This window comes from Parahoeflea alexandrii, assembly GCF_024105735.1.
In the GTDB taxonomy this organism is placed as follows: Bacteria; Pseudomonadota; Alphaproteobacteria; order Rhizobiales; family Rhizobiaceae; genus Hoeflea; species Hoeflea alexandrii.
In genome coordinates this window covers 74,832-93,821 of sequence record NZ_JAAAML010000003.1, presented here as the reverse complement: position 1 = coordinate 93,821, position 18,990 = coordinate 74,832, and the positions used below count along the sequence as shown (strand labels likewise).

General features: G+C 61.5%; 18 protein-coding genes. 8 read left to right on the top strand and 10 right to left on the bottom strand.

Features of this window, described 5'->3' with window-relative positions:
• Both xdhB and xdhC read left to right on the top strand, forming a co-directional pair.
• The gene (gene xdhB / locus GTW23_RS15310; RefSeq protein WP_252916400.1) at positions 1 to 2,373 is read left to right on the top strand and encodes a xanthine dehydrogenase molybdopterin binding subunit; all 2,373 of its coding nucleotides are present in this window, start codon (positions 1 to 3) and stop codon (positions 2,371 to 2,373) included.
• Positions 2,373 to 3,203, top strand: coding sequence for a xanthine dehydrogenase accessory protein XdhC (gene xdhC / locus GTW23_RS15305; protein WP_252916399.1), 831 nt, complete (start codon positions 2,373 to 2,375; stop codon positions 3,201 to 3,203). Before xdhB ends, xdhC begins: the two co-directional genes overlap by 1 nt.
• Here the strand turns inward: xdhC and GTW23_RS15300 are convergent.
• The gene (locus GTW23_RS15300) at positions 3,188 to 4,804 is read right to left on the bottom strand and encodes a GMC family oxidoreductase (protein WP_252916398.1); all 1,617 of its coding nucleotides are present in this window, start codon (positions 4,802 to 4,804) and stop codon (positions 3,188 to 3,190) included. The two genes, xdhC and GTW23_RS15300, sit on opposite strands and share 16 nt — an antisense overlap.
• A 206-nt stretch (positions 4,805 to 5,010) precedes the next feature.
• Between GTW23_RS15300 and GTW23_RS15295 the strand changes: the two genes are divergently transcribed.
• The 3 genes from GTW23_RS15295 to GTW23_RS15285 are packed head-to-tail and all read left to right on the top strand — an operon-like array spanning position 5,011 to position 8,146.
• Complete coding sequence (locus GTW23_RS15295; RefSeq protein ID WP_252916397.1) at positions 5,011 to 5,487, top strand: MarR family winged helix-turn-helix transcriptional regulator; 477 nt, start codon at positions 5,011 to 5,013, stop codon at positions 5,485 to 5,487.
• On the top strand, positions 5,484 to 6,587 hold the full coding sequence (locus tag GTW23_RS15290; protein ID WP_252916396.1) for an HlyD family secretion protein: 1,104 nt from the start codon (positions 5,484 to 5,486) through the stop codon (positions 6,585 to 6,587). Before GTW23_RS15295 ends, GTW23_RS15290 begins: the two co-directional genes overlap by 4 nt.
• Positions 6,588 to 6,610: 23 nt before the next feature.
• Positions 6,611 to 8,146 carry a DHA2 family efflux MFS transporter permease subunit gene (locus GTW23_RS15285; protein WP_252916395.1) on the top strand — a complete coding sequence of 512 codons (1,536 nt, stop codon included), beginning with the start codon at positions 6,611 to 6,613 and terminating at the stop codon, positions 8,144 to 8,146.
• A gap of 22 nt (positions 8,147 to 8,168) precedes the next feature.
• On the opposite strand, the gene GTW23_RS15280 is transcribed toward GTW23_RS15285, so the two are convergent.
• The 5 genes from GTW23_RS15280 to GTW23_RS15260 form a co-directional block, all read right to left on the bottom strand.
• On the bottom strand, positions 8,169 to 9,197 hold the full coding sequence (locus GTW23_RS15280) for an endonuclease/exonuclease/phosphatase family protein (RefSeq protein WP_252916394.1): 1,029 nt from the start codon (positions 9,195 to 9,197) through the stop codon (positions 8,169 to 8,171).
• Positions 9,194 to 10,255: a sn-glycerol-3-phosphate ABC transporter ATP-binding protein UgpC gene (gene ugpC / locus GTW23_RS15275; RefSeq protein ID WP_152009675.1), complete on the bottom strand. Its 1,062-nt coding sequence runs from the start codon at positions 10,253 to 10,255 to the stop codon at positions 9,194 to 9,196. The genes GTW23_RS15280 and ugpC overlap by 4 nt, the downstream gene beginning before the upstream one ends.
• A gap of 9 nt (positions 10,256 to 10,264) precedes the next feature.
• On the bottom strand, positions 10,265 to 11,149 hold the full coding sequence (ugpE, locus tag GTW23_RS15270) for a sn-glycerol-3-phosphate ABC transporter permease UgpE (RefSeq protein ID WP_152011589.1): 885 nt from the start codon (positions 11,147 to 11,149) through the stop codon (positions 10,265 to 10,267).
• Between the two features lie 19 nt (positions 11,150 to 11,168).
• Positions 11,169 to 12,050, bottom strand: a complete 882-nt coding sequence (locus GTW23_RS15265; protein WP_152009676.1) for an ABC transporter permease subunit — start codon at positions 12,048 to 12,050, stop codon at positions 11,169 to 11,171.
• Positions 12,051 to 12,133: 83 nt separating this feature from the next.
• Entirely contained in the window at positions 12,134 to 13,441 is a 1,308-nt protein-coding gene (locus GTW23_RS15260) for an extracellular solute-binding protein (protein WP_252916393.1), read from the bottom strand.
• 77 nt (positions 13,442 to 13,518) lie between these two features.
• Between GTW23_RS15260 and GTW23_RS15255 the strand changes: the two genes are divergently transcribed.
• The 3 genes from GTW23_RS15255 to guaD all read left to right on the top strand — a co-directional run bounded on the left by GTW23_RS15255 (position 13,519) and on the right by guaD (position 16,319).
• Positions 13,519 to 13,686, top strand: coding sequence for a hypothetical protein (locus GTW23_RS15255; RefSeq protein WP_193217310.1), 168 nt, complete (start codon positions 13,519 to 13,521; stop codon positions 13,684 to 13,686).
• Between the two features lie 75 nt (positions 13,687 to 13,761).
• Positions 13,762 to 15,027 (top strand): urate hydroxylase PuuD, encoded by a 1,266-nt coding sequence (locus tag GTW23_RS15250; RefSeq protein ID WP_252916392.1) that lies wholly within the window; start codon positions 13,762 to 13,764, stop codon positions 15,025 to 15,027.
• Entirely contained in the window at positions 15,024 to 16,319 is a 1,296-nt protein-coding gene (guaD, locus tag GTW23_RS15245) for a guanine deaminase (RefSeq protein WP_252916391.1), read from the top strand. Before GTW23_RS15250 ends, guaD begins: the two co-directional genes overlap by 4 nt.
• A 276-nt stretch (positions 16,320 to 16,595) precedes the next feature.
• Here guaD and uraH read toward each other — a convergent pair whose 3' ends face one another.
• From uraH to puuE, 4 genes are read right to left on the bottom strand one after another with little or no spacing between them, the layout of a single operon-like run.
• Positions 16,596 to 16,976 carry a hydroxyisourate hydrolase gene (gene uraH, locus GTW23_RS15240; RefSeq protein WP_252916390.1) on the bottom strand — a complete coding sequence of 127 codons (381 nt, stop codon included), beginning with the start codon at positions 16,974 to 16,976 and terminating at the stop codon, positions 16,596 to 16,598.
• Positions 16,977 to 16,991: 15 nt separating this feature from the next.
• A complete protein-coding gene (locus GTW23_RS15235) occupies positions 16,992 to 17,492 on the bottom strand; it encodes an ureidoglycolate lyase (protein WP_252916389.1) in 501 nt (166 codons plus the stop codon).
• A 4-nt stretch (positions 17,493 to 17,496) separates the two neighbouring features.
• Positions 17,497 to 17,994 carry a 2-oxo-4-hydroxy-4-carboxy-5-ureidoimidazoline decarboxylase gene (uraD, locus tag GTW23_RS15230; protein WP_252916388.1) on the bottom strand — a complete coding sequence of 166 codons (498 nt, stop codon included), beginning with the start codon at positions 17,992 to 17,994 and terminating at the stop codon, positions 17,497 to 17,499.
• Entirely contained in the window at positions 17,991 to 18,914 is a 924-nt protein-coding gene (gene puuE / locus GTW23_RS15225) for an allantoinase PuuE (RefSeq protein WP_252916387.1), read from the bottom strand. The genes uraD and puuE overlap by 4 nt, the downstream gene beginning before the upstream one ends.
• Positions 18,915 to 18,990: the final 76 nt, after the last annotated feature.

The window sequence follows — 18,990 nt, the reverse complement described above, 5'->3', positions numbered from 1 at the left end:
ATGGACACTTCCCCTTCCCGCAGCCGGACCGAGATTTCAGGCGGCGCGCACACGCCGCGCAAACATGATTCTGCCCACAAGCACGTCACCGGTAGCGCCGACTACATCGACGACATGGCCGAACCCACGGGCACGCTGCACGGTTATCTCGGCCTGACCGACCGGGCGCACGCGACCATCACCTCGCTCGATCTCGACGCGGTGCGTGCATCGGAAGGCGTGGTGGCCGTTCTGACCGGCGCCGATGTGCCGGGCGTCAACGACATTTCGCCGAGCGGCCGCAACGACGAGCCGGTGCTTGCCGAAGGAAAGGTGCTGTTTCACGGCCAGCCGGTGTTTGCCGTCATCGCCGAAAGCCGGGAACTGGCGCGCCGTGCTGCCAAGAAGGCAGTGATCGGTTACGGGGACCTGCCGCATGTCACCGACGTGCGCGCGGCCATGGAAGCAGACTACCCGCTGGTCACCGACCCGCTGAAGCTCGAGCGCGGCGATATCGAGGCGGGGCTTGCCGCAGCACCCAAGCGGCTCAAGGGCGAGATGCGGATCGGTGGGCAGGACCATTTCTATCTCGAAGGCCACATAGCCTTCGCCATTCCCGGCGAGGATGATGAGGTCACCGTCTGGTCTTCGACGCAGCATCCGAGCGAGGTGCAGCACATGGTGGCACATGCGCTCGGCACGGTGTCGAACGCGGTCACCGTGCAGGTGCGGCGCATGGGCGGCGGCTTCGGCGGCAAGGAAACCCAGTCCAATCAGTTCGCAGCCATCGCCGCGATCGCGGCCAAGAAACTGAACCGTGCGGTGAAGATCCGGCCGGACCGCGACGACGACATGATCATCACCGGCAAGCGGCACGATTTCGTCGTCGACTACGATGTCGGCTATGACGAGAGCGGCGTCATCCATGCCGTTGACGCGACATTTGCGGCGCGCTGCGGATTTTCCTCCGATCTTTCCGGACCGGTTACCGACCGGGCGCTGTTTCATGCCGACAACTGCTATTTTTACCAGGATGTACGGCTGGTCTCAAAACCGATGATGACCAATACGGTCTCCAACACCGCCTTCCGCGGCTTCGGCGGGCCGCAGGGCATGCTCGGCGGCGAGCGGATGATCGAGGATGTCGCCTATGCGCTGGGGCGCGATCCGCTGGAAATCCGCAAGGCGAATTTCTATGGCGGACCGGGCCGGGACGTGACGCCCTACCACCAGACGGTTGAAGACAACATCATCGGCCGGATTGTCGAGGAGCTGGAAGCCTCCTCGGACTATCAGGCGCGCCGGGCCGAGATCATCGATTTCAACGAAAACAGCCCGGTGGTCCGGCGGGGCATCGCGCTGACCCCGGTCAAGTTCGGCATCTCGTTCACCGCCACATGGTACAACCAGGCGGGCGCGCTGGTGCATGTCTACCAGGACGGATCGATCCATCTCAACCATGGCGGCACCGAGATGGGCCAGGGGCTGAACACCAAGGTGGCGCAGGTGCTGGCCGAAGAGTTCCAGGTCGATCTCGACACGATCCGGATCACCGCCACCACCACCGGCAAGGTGCCCAACACCTCTGCCACCGCGGCCTCCTCCGGCACCGATCTCAACGGCATGGCGGCGGCCAATGCGGCGCAGCAGATCAAGACCAGGCTGATCGCCTTCGCCTCGGAGAAATTCAGCGTTCCGGCCGAACAGGTGGAGTTCATCCCCAACCATGTGCGCATCGGCAACGAGCTGATGGCGTTCGGCGACTTCATCAAGCTTGCCTACCAGGCGCGGATCCAGCTTTCTGCGGCGGGCTTCTACAAGACGCCGGAAATCCACTGGGACCGCGCCAGCGGCAAGGGGCGGCCGTTCTATTATTTCGCCTATGGCGCGGCGGTGTCGGAGGTCTCGGTCGACACGCTGACCGGCGAATACCAGGTCGACCGGGTCGACGTGCTGCACGACACGGGACGCTCGCTCAACCCGGCGCTGGATATCGGCCAGATCGAAGGCGCCTTCGTCCAGGGCATGGGCTGGCTGACGACGGAAGAATTGTGGTGGGACGACAAGGGTCGTTTGAGGACGCACGCTCCGTCAACCTACAAGATTCCGCTGGCTTCCGACCGGCCGAAGATCTTCAATGTGAAGCTGGCCGACTGGGCCGAGAACCGCGAGCCGACGATAAGGCGCTCGAAGGCTGTCGGCGAGCCGCCGTTCATGCTGCCGATCTCGGTGCTGGAAGCGCTCGGCATGGCGGTTGCCTCCATTGCCGACTACCAGGTCTCGCCAAAACTCGACGCACCGGCAACGCCGGAGCGGGTGCTGATGGCCGTGGAGCGGCTGAAGGCGCTTGTGGCGGATGCCGGGATGCCGGGAGAGGACGGGGCGGACGCCTGATGGCGCGGCTTGAGGCCTATCGGGATTTTGCCGCAACACTGGCGCAGGCCGGGTTCGTGCTGGTCCGGGTGGTTGAAGCCAAAGGGTCGACGCCGCGCAACACCGATGCCTGGATGCTGGTTTCGCAAGCCGCGGCCTTTGAAACGATTGGCGGCGGACGGCTGGAGCTCGAGGCCATCGACCGCGCCCGCGATGTGCTGGCCGGCGCCGCGGCCGAGCCGCTGGCGCTGCCGCTCGGACCCGCTATTGGGCAATGTTGCGGCGGGCATGTGACGCTGTCGTTCGAAGTGATTCCCCCTGCCCGGTTCGGCGAGATCGAGGCCATGGTCGAGGCCGAGGACGCAAGCGATCCCGAGGTCTGGCTGTTCGGCGGCGGCCATGTCGGCCGGGCGCTGGCCAACGCGCTGCTGCTGTTGCCGGTCAAGGTGCATGTGGCGGAGACACGGACGGAGGAGCTGGATCTCACGCCAGAGGGCGCGGAACGGCATCTCACCGCCCTGCCCGAGAGCCTGGTTGCCGGTATTGCGCCGGGAAGCGCGGTGATCGTGCTGACCCATGACCACGCGCTCGATTTCCTGATCGTCTCGGCGGCGCTCAAGCGGAATGACCTGGCCCAGGTCGGCATGATCGGCTCGGACACCAAGCGGGCGACATTCGAGCATCAGTATGTCCGCGAGGGCGGCGACACCGCGCAGCTTTCGAAGCTGGTCTGCCCGATCGGCTACAAGATCGCCGACAAGCGGCCCGAGGTGATCGCCGCCACGGTTGCGGCGGAGATCATTATGGCGCTCGCGGACTGGCGCGCGAACACGTCTCAGGCATTGTCCTGAAGCACAATCTCCGACGCCCGCCATCCCGTGGCGATGGCGGCGGCATTTGTGTTGCCGGTGACGATGTTGGGAAAGATCGAGCAATCGACCACGCGCAGGCCCTCAAGCCCGTGGACGCGCAGTCTCGCGTCGACAACCGATGTCGTCGGGTCCGGGCCCATGCGGCAGGTGGCGACCGGATGATAGACCGTGCCGGAGCGGTGGCGGATATCGTCAATGAGCGCTTCGTCGGAGGCGATGTCCGGCCCCGGCAGCAATTCCGCCTCTATGCAATCGGCGAGTGGTCTGGCGGCGGCCATGGCGCGCACGATCTTGCCTGTCGCCAGCATCTCGGCGACATCCTCTTCGTGAGAAAGCGCGTTGGGGGTGATGCGCGGCGCTTGTGACGGATCGGCAGAGCGGATCATGATTTCACCCCTGCTCTTCGGACGGCAGTTTGACCAGCCGATGGAAAAACCGGGCCACGGGTCGGGGCTGAGGATCGGGCGCTCGCCCGGTCGCGGAATGACCGTCGAGAAGGCCTGGAAATAGAGTTGCATGTTGGGCCGCACGCGATCAGGCGATGTGCGGATGAAGCCGCCGGCCTGGTTGAGGCTGACTGACAGCGGGCCGTCGCGGAGCAACAAATAGTGCAGGCCTGCCGAGAGCTTGCCCCACCAGGGACCGAGCTGCTGGTTGATGGTCGGACAGTTGGCGCGATAGGTGTAGTTGATACCGATATGGTCCTCGAGATTGCGCCCCACATTCGGGTTGTCGATGCGGACATTGATGCCGAGATCCTTCAAGTGCCGGGCGGGCCCGATGCCTGCGAGCTGCAGGAGCTGCGGCGAGTTGACCGATCCGCCGCTGAGGATCACCTCGCGACCGGCGCTGACCGTCTGCTTCCTGCCCTTGCGAGTGTAGGTGACACCGGTCACGCGGCCACCGTCAAACGTCAGGCCCGTCACCTGCGCGCCGGTGATCACCCTGAGATTGGGCCGCTTCATCGCCGGTCGCAGGAAGGCCCGTGCTGCCGACAGGCGGCGGCCGCCATGAATGGTGAATTCGAACAGGCCCACACCCTCCTGGCTTTCGCCGTTGAAATCGGGATTGAGCGGCAGGCCGAGGGCCTGCGCCGATTCAAACCACTTGCGGGTCAGGTGATGGGTCGTCTTGCCGGGAACGAAGAGATTGAGCGGGCCCTTGCGACCGCGCAGGCTGTCATCGCCGACGATCGCGCATTCGACATCGCGGAAGGCCGAACACATCTCGTCAGCACCCCAGCCGGGATTGCCGGCGTCGCGCCAGTCGTCGAAATCGGCACGGTGCCCGCGCACCCAGACCATGGCGTTGATGGAGGAGGAGCCGCCCAGCACCCGGCCGCGCGGCCAGTGATCAACATTGCCGGCGAGCCCCTCATCGGGTTCGGCGCGGTACATCCAGTTGACCTTAGGATCGAAGAAGGTCTTGCCATAGCCAAGCGGCATCTGCACGAAAAAGCGGCGGTCGTCTCCACCGGCTTCAAGCACCAGGACCTTGTGGCGGCCGGACGCCGAGAGCCGCTCGGCCATGACACAACCGGATGAACCGGCGCCGATGATGATGAAATCCGGGTTGTCCATGGATTGCTCTCGGGATGCTCTTGGATTGCTTCGGGGGTGGCCGTTTGATGCGCAAGCGTTGTCACATTTGCCTGCGACGTTCAATGGATTTGCAACGCCACCGGCTGGCTGAGGTGCGACATTCGATCAAGCCATGGACGCAGTGTTCACACAGTTGCCGCGACGACGCGCTTGTTTAATAAGCATGCTTATAATATATTGAGCTTATGAAAAAAACGGCAATCGATCAATTGGGATTCCTGATCCACGACGTGGGTCGGCTCTTGCGCAGAAATTTCGAGAAGCGCGGCCAGGAACATGGCCTATCCTCGGCGCAGTGGCGGCTGCTGGTGCGGGTGGTACGCGAACAGAACCCCACCCAGGCCCGGCTGGCGGAGCTGATGGAAATCGAGCCGATCAGCGTTTCGCGGCTGGTCGACCGGATGGAACAGGGCGGATGGGTGAAGCGCTGCGCGCATGAAACCGACCGACGGGTCAACCGGGTGGTTCCCACCGACAAGAGCCTTGCCGCCTATTCGACCATCAAGGCGGTTGCGGCGGATGTGTTTGAAGAAGCCCTGACCGGCGTGGGCGAGGACCAGCGCCAGGCGCTGATGTCGGCACTGGTCGTGATGGTCAACAATCTTTCCTCGGACGAGACAGCAACGACTTCTTCCAACGTCGAGAAGCAGGCGGCATCATGAGCACTCAGCCAAACCCCACCGAAACACCTGCGCAACTGGCAAAGGCAAACAAACCTTCCAGGCTTCGCCGCAACGTGCTGATGCTGCTGGTGCCCTGCCTGCTCATCGCCGGCGGCCTGTATGCCTGGATCACCGGCGGACGCTATGAGGAAACCGAAAACGCCAACATGCGGCTGGCACGGATCACGATTGCCAGCGAGATCGCGGGGCGCGTGGTCAGTGTCAACGTCGCGGAAAATGTCTTTGTCAAAAAGGGAGACGTGCTTTTCCAGGTCGATCCCCAACCATTGAAGATCGCACTCGACCAGGCCGATGCCGCGGTTGAAAGCGCCCGGCTGCAAGTCATCGAACTCAAGGCCGGCTACAGCCAGGCGCTGACCCAGGAACAGATCGCCGCCGACGATGCCGCCTTCTATCAGGATACATTCGACCGGCAAAAGGCGCTGACCGCCAAGGGCGTGGCGACGAACTCTTCGCTGGACGACGCCCGCCACACCGCCCAGAAAGCCGCACAGGGCCTCGTTGCCGCAAAGCAGGCGGTTGCGACCGCACAAGCCGCACTGGCCGACAGCCTGGATGGCGCAATCGATGATCACCCGTTGGTGGTGGCCGCAAAGGCCGCGCGCAACAAGGCCGCCTACAATCTTTCGGTTGCCACGGTGCGGGCGCCGGCGGACGGGCTGGTTTACCAGGCCTCGTCCTTCAGGGCCGGCGAGTATGTCACCCCCGGCGCATCGCTGTTTACCATTGTCGAGACGACAGATCCCTGGATCGATGCAAACTTCAAGGAACCGCAGCTGGCGCACATGAAGCCCGATCAGCCGGCGAAAGTGGTGTTCGACCTTTACCCGAACAGGACATTCAAGGCCAAGGTGGATTCGATCGGCGCGGGCACCGGAGCGGAATTCTCGCTGTTGCCGGCACAGAACGCCACGGGCAACTGGGTCAAGGTCACGCAACGCATTCCTGTCAGGATCAAGCTCGACAATTCCGAAGCGAGGATCCTTGCGCGTTCCGGTTTGAGCGCCACCGTGACCGTGGACACAGGGGCAAGCCGCAGTTTCGGTGACCTGTTCAGCAGCGCAAGGGCTTCCGAGTAGGCCGGCACCGGGAAACCGAGACAATGAGCATGACCGACGAACCCGGGCACAGAGTGCCGCATCGGGGCCTGATCACGGTTTCGATCATGCTCGCGACAATCATGCAGGTGCTCGACACGACGATTGCCAATGTGGCGTTGCCGGCGATGACCGGCGATCTCGACGCGTCGCAGGACACCATCACCTGGGTGCTGACCTCCTACATTGTGGCCGCGGCGATCATGACGCCGGTGACGGGATGGCTGGCGGACCGGTTTGGCCGGCGGCAATTGTTCCTGACCACGATTGTCGGCTTCACCGCCACCTCGATGGCCTGCGGGCTGGCGCCGAGCCTCGAAACGATGGTGTTGTTCCGCATTCTCCAGGGGCTATTCGGCGCGGCCATCGTACCGCTGTCTCAGACATTCCTGCTCGACATCAATCCGAAGGAGCGCCACGGCCAGGCCATGGCGATCTGGGGTGCGGGCATCATGGTCGGCCCGATCATCGGCCCGACGCTTGGCGGCTGGCTGACCGAAGCGTTGAACTGGCGCTGGGTGTTCTTCATCAACCTGCCGGTCGGCATCATCGCCTTCATGGGCTGCGCCGCCTATCTGCCGGAAGTCGCCCGGCGGCTGCGCCGGTTCGATTTCTTCGGCTTCGCCATGCTGTCGCTCGGCGTCGGTGCGTTGCAGCTGATGCTCGACCGAGGCGGTGAAGTGGACTGGTTCTCGGCCTGGGAAATCTGGATCGAGCTGGGGTTGGCGATCACCGGCATCTGGATCTTCACGGTGCACCTGGCCACGGCCCACGATCCCTTCGTTGATCCGAAGATCTTCGCCGACCGCAACTTCGTGACCGGGCTGGTGCTGATCTTCATCGTCGGCATCGTGCTGCTGGCGAGCCTGGCGCTGCTGCCACCGATGCTGTCGCACGTCTTCGGCTACTCGACGATCACCACCGGACTGGTGATGGCGCCGCGTGGGGTGGGAACCATGATCTCGATGATCCTTGTGGGGCGCCTGCTGCGTGTCGTCGATGCGCGCTACCTTGTGATTGCCGGGCTGCTGCTGACCTCGAGCTCACTCTACCTGATGACCGGCTTTTCGCCGCAAATGGACAGCTGGCCGGTGATCTCCACCGGGGTCATTCAGGGGCTGGGGCTGGGCCTGGTGTTCGTGCCGCTGTCGACCGTGGCCTTCGCTACGCTTGAGGTTCAGTACCGCACCGATGCTGCCAGCCTGTTCAGCCTGGTGCGCAATCTGGGATCCTCGATCGGCATCTCGGTGGTGACGCTGTACCTGACGCGCAATGTCCAGATCAATCACCAGGAACTCGGCGCCTTCATCAATCCGTTCAACCCGGTTCTGCAGGACCTGCTCCCGGGCGCGGTGACCGATCCGGCGATGCTGCAAACGCTTGATGGGCTGGTCAACCAGCAGGCGCTGATGATTTCCTACAATAATGATTTCAAGCTGATGATGATGGTGACACTGTTTGCCATTCCGCTGGCACTGATGTTGCGCAAACCCAGAGCCGTCCAAGCAGGAACAGCGCCGACCGCCGCCCATATGGATTGAGGATTGTCGCCGCGGCGACCCATCAGGGGATGGCAAAATGGCCGACGATCAGTTCGTGATCCGACAGCGGTTCGCCATTGGGATCAAGCGCCGGCACAATCCGGGCGCCATCCATCGACAAACCGCGTGACGCGAACCAGTCAAGCTTCATCGACCGCGTCGGATGAGGCGTCAGATAACTGCGCCGGGTGGTCATGCCCTCGGCATTGTTGTCCCAGGAAAATCCATGCACACGGGCAACATCGAACAGGCTTTCATCCTGCCAGTGAGGGCTGTCCTTGCTGTTGCCGGTGTTGAGGTCGCCTCCAATGATCACAGGGTGGTCGGGCGCAAACTTTTCAACGGCATCGATCAACCGTTCCATCTGCGCGCCGCGGTGGGCGGAATCCGCATTGCTTTCCAGATGAACGGAGACGACGCAAAGATTGCCGGTGCCGGCCGGGAGAATGGTGGCGATGGCCATTCTTCCGCCGATGCGTGGCTGGTTCCGGTCCCAGGCAAAGGGGCCGTCGATGTACCAATGTCCGTGGTCATCCAGACGGATCAGGACCGAGGAGACCGGCGCCGCCCGGCTCAGGACAGCGTTGCCGTGCCAGCCGATCCGGTTGCCTGAATCTACGCAGTAAGGGCGTTCGGTTTCACCGCCGAGGCCGATTTCGAAGAACTCCACACCATAGGAGTAATGCATGCCCAGGGCAGCGGCCAGTTCGGCGGTGGGATGGCGCTGCCCGGTGCGCGCCATGCCGCAATCCATTTCCGTAAGCAGCACGACATCCGGAGTCTGACCGGCCAGCAGCGCGGCGCTCTTTTCTGGGAACAGGCACCGCTCCAGGTTCCAGGCGGCAACGGTGAAGACCTGCGGGACGGTGGCGTCAGTCGCGGCGCCGCCGGTTTCGACCATGCTCATCGCCGGAATGTCGGCCATGAAGGCGCGATGCATCTCGGTGGTGCGCGGCGCGGTCAGGATCGCCTCGCGCTGCTCGGGCGTGACACGGGGCAACACATCGACCGTGCGGGTGTGAAAGCCCGCCCGATCACCGAGCGCGTTCACAACCGGGCTCCGGTTGCCGGATCAAACATCAAAAGCGCCGACTTCGGCAGATCGACATAGACCTCATCGGAAGGGATCGGGTCGGTATGGGGGATATGGACGATCAGTCCGCTTTCCCCGACCTTGCCGTGAAGCAGCCGCCCGGCGCCAAGTTCCTCGACGAATTCGAGATCGAACCGCAGGGCGTCGGGGTGGGAGGCGCCGACGATGCCGACATTCTCGGGCCTTACGCCAAGCCTGATGTCACCCGAATAGTTAGCCTGGCCTGGGGCCTCGATGTGCACGGTTTCGGAAAGATGCACCCGGCCATTGCCGTTGTAGCGGGCCGGCAACAGGTTCATCGGCGGTGCGCCCATGAAGCTGGCGACGAAGGTGCTGGCGGGCTGGTGATAGACTTCCGCCGGGGTGCCGATCTGCTCGATCCGACCACCATTGAGAACGATGATGCGATCGGCCATTGTCATGGCCTCGACCTGGTCATGGGTCACGTAGACCGAAGTGACCCCGAGCCGGCGCTGCAGAGCCTTGATCTCGATGCGCATCTGTCCGCGAAGCTTGGCATCAAGGTTCGATAGCGGTTCATCGAACAGGAACAGCGAAGGGCTACGCACGATGGCACGGCCCATGGCAACGCGCTGGCGTTGCCCGCCTGAGAGCTGGCTGGGACGCCGCTCGAGATATTCGGTGAGATTGAGCATGGTTGCCGCCTCCTTCACCGCCTTGTCGATCTCGGTCTTGCCCATGCCGCGATTGCGCAGGCCGTAGGCCATGTTGTTGTAGACGGTCATGTGCGGGTAGAGCGCATAGTTCTGGAACACCATGGCGATGTCGCGTTCGGCGGGATCGATGTCATTGACCACCCGCCCGGCGATCGAGAGGTCGCCCTCGGTGATCTCCTCCAGCCCTGCCATCATGCGCAGCAATGTGGACTTGCCACAGCCCGAGGGACCGACGAGAACAATGAACTCGCCCTTTTCAATGTTGAAGCTTGTCGGCTGAACCGCACGGACGCCGTTCGGATAGACTTTCGAAATGCTCTCGAGCGAAACGTGGACCATGGGAAACCTCTATTTGTCTGATTCAACCAGTCCCTTGACAAACCAGGACTGGAAAATGACGACCACCAGGACCGGTGGCAGGATGGCGATGATGGCCAGAGCCAGGGCGCGCCCATATTCAGGAACGTTGGCGCCATCCAGATTCTGGATGATCTGCTTGATCCCGCGGACGAGGGTGAAAAGCGATTCATCGGTGGTGATCAGGGTGGGCCAGAGATACTGGTTCCAGCCATAGACGAACATGATGATGAAGATCGCCGCAACCATTGTCCGCGACAGCGGAACCAGGATGTCGATGAAGAACTTCACCGGTCCTGCACCATCTATCCGAGCGGCTTCGACGAGCTCTTCGGGAACCGACAGAAAAAACTGCCGGAAGAAGAAGGTCGCCGTGGCTGAGGCGACCAGAGGCAGGATCAGGCCCGTGTAGGTGTTGGCGAGCCCCAGACCCTGGACCACTTCGTAAGTGGGAAGGATCCGCACCTCGAGCGGCAGCAGCAGCGTGGTGAAAATAATCCAGAAGGCGAAGGTGGCAAACCGCAGCCGGAAATAGACGATCGCATAGGCCGCCGTCATTCCGATCAGGATCTTGCCCAAAGCGAACCCGATGCCGAGGATGAACGAATTGATCAGCATGCTCGAACCGGTGATTTCTCCGGTGAACCCGCCCTTGAGGAAAAGGGCCTTGTCAAAATTTTCGGCCATATGCGGGCCAAGCGAAAGGTTAAGTCCCTCCCGGTAGATCTCCACGTCACTGATGCTTGTCGAGATGAAAACAGCAAAGACAGGAAGTATCATCATCAGCGATCCGGCAATCAGGATCGCATGATCGATCACCACAGACCACCGCACCGGTCGTCCGGTGCGAGCGACGGTTCTGTCCGTATCAGTCATGACAGCCATTGTTGATATCCTACGTGTAGTGAATCCGGCGATCGATAAGCCGGAACTGGAATACGGTCAGCAAAAGCACGAGGACCATCAGGATAACCGATTGAGCCGAGGAGCCACCGAGATCATTGCCTCGGAATCCATCGACATAAACCTTGTAGACCAGCGTCATCGGATTGTTGCCGGGCTCGCCTTTGACCAGGGTGTCGACGGTGCCGAATGTGTCGAACAACGAATAGGTGATGTTGATGACCAGAAGGAAGAATGCCGTTGGCGCCAACAGCGGAAAGGTCACGTCCCAGAACCGGCGAACGCCAGACCTGTTGTCGATCATCGCCGCCTCCTTGACCGACTGGGGAATGGATTGAAGCCCCGAGAGGAAGAAGATGAAATTGACCGGGATCTGGTTCCACGCCGCGACCACGACCATGGCCAGGGCAGTGTCGTTGAAATTCACGCCAAGCTTGAACTCCCAGCCAAACAGGGCAAGAAACTCCGTGATCGGCCCGGTGCCCTGGTTGAACATCATCACGCCCATGAATCCCGCCACCGGCGGCGCAACCGCGTAGACCCACATCAACAGCGTGCGATAGGTACGGGCGCCGCGGATCACCTTGTCTGCCTTGACGGCAAGCAGCAGCGCGATCGACAGTGAAAGGAACGTTACGAGCAGCGAGAAAACCACAGTGAAAACGGCAACCTTCCGGTATTCGGCGGATGACAGAAGCCCGGTGTAGTTTTCGAGGGCAACAAAGGTTGAGCCAAAGCCGAACGGATCCTGCAGATAAAAAGACGAGTAAATTGCAAAAACGGCAGGCCAGTAGAAAAAGACGGCAATGATGATGAGCTGTGGAAGCAGCAGCATTACTGGCAACCCAAGCTGATTGAAACCGGCGCGCTTCATGGCGGCATCCCCTAAAGATCGAACCAGCGGCCGCCAGAAATGACGGCCACTGAATTGCCCGTGTTCAACAAGAAGAGCTAGGCTTAGCCTTGGGTCTTGTTGAAGCGCTCGAGAAGCTCGTTGGCTTCCTTCTCGATGGTTGCGAAGGCTTCGTCGACGGTGGTTTCACCGGTCAGGATGCGGCCATATTCGCGGTTCATCACATCGCGGATCTGGACGTAGAAGCCCATGCGGTAACCCTTGGTGTTGTCACCGGCAGGCAGCAGCAGCTGGAGCACGCCGACTTCAGCGGCAGGCTTTTCCTGGTAGTAGCCCTGAGCCGTTGCAAGCTCGTAGGCAGCATTGGTGATCGGAACATACCCGGTGTCCTTGTGCCACTTGACCTGCACCTCAGGGGAAGCGAGGAAGCGGAAGAACTCGGCGGTGGCCTTGTTTTCCTCATCCGACTTGCCGGACATTGCAAACAGGGCGGCGCCGCCGATGAAGGTCTGTGTCGGCTCGGTGGTCACAGCTTCCCAATAGGGCAGCAGGGTCGCCGAGAATGGCATGGCCGCGGTCTGCTGCAGGCCGCCGAACGAGCCCGACGAACCGAACCACATGCCGATCTTGCCTTCTTCGAAAGGCTTCTGGTTGTCATTCCAGCCGGTTCCGTACCACTCAAAGAAACCCTGGTCTTTCCAGTCCTTGAGCGCGGTGAACATGGCCTTGATTTCAGGCGTGTTGACCAGGATCTTGGTTTCGCCGTCGCCGTAGCCATTGTCATTGGTGGCGAAAGGCAGGTTGTGGCGCGAGAAGAAGTTTTCGGTGAAGATCCACGGCAGGTGCGACTGCGCCATCGGGATGTAACCGGCTTCCTTGAGGGCAGGCGCTGTTACACTTGCAAACTCTTCCCAGGTCTTCGGCGGAGTTACGCCAGCCTTCTCAAAAGCCTCAACATTGTAATACATGATCGGGGTCGAGGAATTGAAGGGCATTCCGATCATCTTGCCGTCTGCGTCGGCATAGAAGTAACGCACGCCTGGAATGTAATCTTCGATGTTGAAATCGATGCCGTTGGAGGCCAGCAGGTCCTGCACCGGAACGGTGGCGCCCTTGGCGCCGATCACGGTTGCGGCGCCGGCGTCGAACACCTGCATGACATTGGGCTGCTCGCCGGCGCGGAATGCGGCGATGCCGGCGGTCAGGGTTTCTTCGTAGGTGCCCTTGAACACAGGCGTGATCTTGAATTCGTTTTGGCTTGCATTGAAGTCCGTGGCGATCTCGTTGACCGCTTCACCCAGAGCGCCGCCCATTGCGTGCCACCAGGTGATCTGGGTTTCCGCGAAAGCCGCGGAGCTGAGGGTCATGCCCAGCGCCATCGATGCGGCTGCAAGTAGATTCTTTTTAAGCATTGGTTTGCTCCATTGTTCGTTCCGGGATTTCATGTGTCCCTAGAGAGGCGGGGATAGAGCGAGCATGATTCAGTCCCGTGACGATTTTGATTCAGTTTGATGACAATCCACAGCGCCATGGCGGACCCACGGGACCACGGCAATTGCCGCCGGGACATTGGCCGGATGTCATTATGTGGAGCTTTCTGGAAACAGACCTTCATTATCAGGAAAAACCAGCAGCTGATTCGTATCGCGGCAAATGAAAGCGGGCTTTCCAATCCGTGTTGCATTGCGCATCATGTGCACTGCAAAAACAAACCGAAGTGCGAGGGGCACGGATGACCGATTTTCTCTACGAGTACCCAGTCCTGTGGGAGTGGCTCAGCTTTGCCGTGCGCTGGCTGCATGTGATCACGGCCATCGCCTGGATCGGTTCGTCGTTCTACTTCATCGCGCTCGATCTGGGCCTGGTGCAGCGGCCGGGTTTGCCCGAGGGCGCCTATGGCGAAGAATGGCAGGTTCACGGCGGCGGTTTCTATCATGTCCAGAAATACCTGGTGGCGCCCGAACGGCTGCCCGAGCATCTGACCTGGTTCAAGTGGGAGAGCTATGTCACCTGGCTGTCAGGCTTCGCCATGCTGTGCGTGGTCTACTATGCCGGCGCGGAACTTTACCTGATCGACACCACGGTGCTCGATGTCTCGGCTGCCATCGCGATCTCGATTTCGCTGGCTTCGATCGTGTTCGGCTGGATCATCTATGACCTGTTGTGCAAGTCGCCGATCGGGCAGAACACGACGGGACTGATGCTGGTGCTGTTCGCGGTGCTGGTGGCCATGGCCTGGGGCTACACACAGGTGTTTTCCGGCCGGGCGGCGCTTTTGCACCTGGGCGCATTCACCGCGACAATCATGAGCGCCAATGTGGCGATGATCATCATTCCGAACCAGAAGATCGTCGTTGCCGACCTGAAGGCCGGGCGGACGCCGGATCCAAAATATGGCCGCATCGCCAAGCAGCGTTCGCTGCACAACAACTATCTCACCCTGCCGGTGATCTTCCTGATGCTGTCGAACCACTACCCGCTGGCGTTCGCCACGCAGTGGAACTGGCTGATTGCAGCCTTGGTGTTCCTGATGGGCGTGACGATCCGGCACTGGTTCAACACGGTACACGCCCGCAAGGGCAAGCCGCACTGGACCTGGGCTGCGACTGTGGCCCTGTTCCTGGCCATCGTGTGGCTGTCGAGCATTCCGCGCGCCGACGAGGTGATCGAAGAGGCGTCGCTGGCACCCGTGTACGAGCGTTTTGTCACCAACGCCCATTTCGAGGCGGTCAGCGAGACCGTGATGGTGCGCTGCTCGATGTGTCACGCCGCTGAGCCATTGTGGGAAGGCATGGCACACGCCCCCAAGAACGTGAAGCTCGAGACCACCGAAGAAATCGCCCGTCATGCGCGCGAAATCTATATCCAGGCCGGCCGCAGCCATGCCATGCCGCCGGGCAACATCACCTATGTGGAGCCGGAAGAGCGGGCGCTGATCGTTGCCTGGTATGAATCGGCTGTCGCCGGCACGCCCACAGCGGGCGAGACAGGGCAATGACAGCCAGGCTGCTGCGGGGAAGGACGCTGAGCTTCAAGTCGCGGCCGCAGGCGCGCGACGATGAGGCAAGCTACATCTATGAGACTGACGGCGCGTTGCTTGTCGAAAACGGGATGATCACGGCGGCCGGCTCCTATGCGGAGGTGGCATCGAAGGCGCCCGCAGGTATTGAGGTCATCGATCATCGGCCACTTCTCTTGATGGCCGGCTTGATCGATCCGCATATTCACTTCCCGCAGATGCAGGTGACTGCCAGCTACGCCGCCAATCTTCTCGAATGGCTCAACACCTACACCTTCGTCGAGGAACAACGCTTCGCCGACGCGGCGCATTCCGCCCGTTTCGCAACACTGTTCTTCGATGAATTGCTGCGCCACGGCACCACCACCGCTGCAGCCTATTGCTCGGTGCACAAGGGCTCGGCCGACGCCTATTTCACTGAAGCGCAGCGCCGTAACCTGCTGATGGTCGGCGGCAAGGTGATGATGGACCGCAACGCGCCCGAAGCACTGACCGACACCGCGCAATCGAGCTATGACGATACCAAGGCCGTGATTGCCGACTGGCATGGCAAGGGGCGCAATCACGTGGCGATCACGCCGCGCTTTGCCATCACCTCGACCCCGGCCCAGCTGGAAGCAGCCGGTACGCTCGCGCGCGAGCATCCCGGCCTTCTGATCCAGACGCATTTGTCCGAGAACGATGCCGAAATTGCCTATACGCTCGAGCTCTATCCCGAGGCCAAGGACTACACCGACGTTTATGCGCGGTACGGGCTGCTGACCGACAAGATGCTGCTCGGCCATGCCATTCATCTGTCGGACCGGGAAATGCACGCCATCTCGGAAGCCGGATCCGTGGCGGTGCATTGCCCGACCTCGAACCTGTTTCTGGGATCAGGACTGTTTGATCTGAAGCGCCTGAAGCAGCACGGCGTCCGGACCGCGATTGCCACCGATATCGGCGGCGGGTCGAGTTACTCACTGCTCAGAACACTCGACGAGGCCTACAAGATCCAGCAATTGCGTGGCCACCGCCTGCCCCCGATCGAGAGCTACTGGCAGGCCACCCGCGGCAATGCAGAGGCGTTGGGTCTGGTGGACCGGATCGGCACGCTAGAGCCAGGGAGCGATGCCGACATCATCGTGCTGGACGCCTGCGCGACCCCGGCGATGGCCATCCGGATGGAAACGGTCACCACCCTGGAAGAAGAACTGTTCCTGATGCAAACAATGGGCGATGATCGGTCAGTCCGCCATGTCTATGTTGCTGGCGAGGCGGTTCATCTGTAGTTGCACGTGCCATGGCGCCACTTTTTCCACCGATGTCATATTTCCGTCTTAACTCTTCATTAATGACCTTAATGCAAGCTGTGGATCAGCAGTGGTCCTTTAGAGGATCGCTTTAAAAAGTCGCGTGAGCACGGATGTACTGCCACGCGGCTTTTGCTTTTTCCGGACAACTCCCCGCTCCTGTCCCGGTTTTCGGGTCCATCCCCATGCCGCGCGCGTTGCCGGTACGCGGCCAACACGCGCGCGCAAGAACGCAATGCTGAAACGCGGCTGGAATCAGCTGCCGCGGTAGGTTGAATAGCCATAGGCCGAGATCAGCAGCGGCACGTGATAATGCGCGGACGTGTCGGCGATCCCGAAGCGGATCGGGATCACGTCGAGGAATGCCGGATCTGGCAGATCGTCTCCGGTCGAGCGGAGGTAATCCCCGGCATGGAACCGAAGCTCGTAGACCCCCCGGGTGAGGTCGGCACCCGACAGCAGCGGGGCATCGACCCGGCCATCACTGTTGGTGCTGACGGTCTTGATGAGGTGATGGTCGATCCCCTCGATCCGGACAAGCTCGATGACCAGTCCGGCAGCTGGCTTGCCGCGCGCGGTGTCGAGCACGTGCGTGGTCAAGCGACCGGTTCCGGTGGGCAGTGGTTGGGCGGACATTGGCGTCTCCTTGGATCAGTTGGCCGGTCGGGCGATCAGATAGGGCTCATCATAGCTGGCTTCCTCGAGATTGACGCCATCGCCCTCGCGATCCATCACCAGAAAATCGCTGACACGGCCCACGGCAATCAACGGGTGATGCCAGACATTGCGGTCGTACTGGAGACCGATATGGCCGGGAACAAGGAACGCCCTTGGCTGGCCCGGGCGACCATCAACGTCGGGGGCGACAACTGCAATCCAGTCGGCTTCGGTGACCGGGAAGAATGCCTGGCTGCCGAGCGGATGCCGCTCCATCATGTCGACAGCGTAAGGAAACACACGCGGCTGACCGCGAAACAGCGAGAGGATCGTGCGGCCGCCGCCGGTCTCGGTGTCGGCCATGGCGAGCCCATGAAAGCGCTCGGTGGTGCCGCCATTGATCAGGCGCAATTCGGATGCCGAGATATCCATCATCGTGCCGAAGGGCGCAAAGGCGTCGGCCGTCAGAGTTTCGAGTTTGAGTTCGCGCGTCATCTGCTCAGGTTTCCGGAAGGATCGCGGCAATCCGGAAGCCGGCGATCCTTTCCACCTGGGCGCAGGCGGTCTCAAACTCGGTCTCGGGGTCATTTGCGACACGGGACTGGAATGCAGAAAGAATGCTGTCCTTGTCGTGACCCTTGACCGCAATGATGAACGGAAAGCCGAAATCGCTCATGTAGCGGCTGTTGAGTGCGGTGAAACGCGCGTGTTCTTCCGCGCTCAACCGGTCGAGACCGGCACCGGCCTGCTCTGATTTCGATTCCTCGGTCAGCTCTCCGGCGATCGCCAGTTTGCCTGCCAGATCCGGGTGGGCGCGCAGCACGCCCATGCGCTCGGCATGGCTGGCTGCGCGGAACTCTGCGCACAAGGCCTTGTGGACAGAACCGGAATGCAAAGGGGTAGCAATACGGCCGTGGTCCCAGGCGCGCTCGGCGATCCACGGCGAATGCTCGAACACACCGCCGAACCGGCCGACAAACTCGTCGCGGTCACTCATGTCGTCTTCTCCGGATGGTGGTGCTGATGCCAGTGGTTGGCAATGTCGATGCGGCGGGTCACCCAAGCCTTGTCATGGGACGCGACGTAATCGAGGAACCTTGCAAGCGCCGCAGCCCGGCCGGGGCGGCCGACCAGGCGGCAATGCAGGCCGATAGACATCATCTTGGGGCTGCCGGCAGCCCCCTCTGCCATCAGCACATCGAACGTGTCCCTGAGGTAGCTGAAGAACTGATCGCCCGAATTGAAACCCTGCGGCGTGGCGAAGCGCATGTCGTTGGCATCGAGCGTGTAGGGCACGATCAGGTGCGGGCCGTTCGGACCATCCACCCAGAAGGGAAGCTCATCGGCATAGGAATCGGCCGAGTAGACAAAACCGCCCTCCTCCATCACCAGGCGCAAGGTGTTGACCGACGGCTTGCCCTGGTAGATGCCGAGCGGCCGCGAGCCGGTCACCTCGGTATGGATGCGCACGCATTCGGCGATGTGGTGTCGCTCCTCCTCCTCGGAGAAGTCCTTGTATTCAAGCCAGCGCAGACCGTGACTGGCAATCTCCCAGTCCGCTTCCTTCATCGCCGCCACCGCTTCGGGGTTGCGCTGCATAGCAAGGGCCACTCCATAGACCGTTGCCGGCATGTTGCGCTCGGTGAACATCCGCCACAGCCGCCAGAACCCGGCGCGAGAGCCGTATTCGTAAAGCGATTCCATGTTCATGTTACGCTGGCCGGGCCAGGGTTGCGCACCGACTATTTCCGACAGCAGGCTTTCGGACGCCGGATCACCATCGAGGATCGAACTTTCACCCCCCTCCTCGTAGTTGACCACGAACTGAACGGCGCAGTGGGCGCCCCCGGGCCATTTCGGGTCAGGCGAGGTACGGCCGTAGCCCACAAGATCGCGGGGATAAGGTATTGTGTTCATTGTCCAGTCCATCCTGATAGAGGCCGAACGGTAGCAGCACGACGGCAAATGTCGATACCCGGACTTTGAAGAAAAA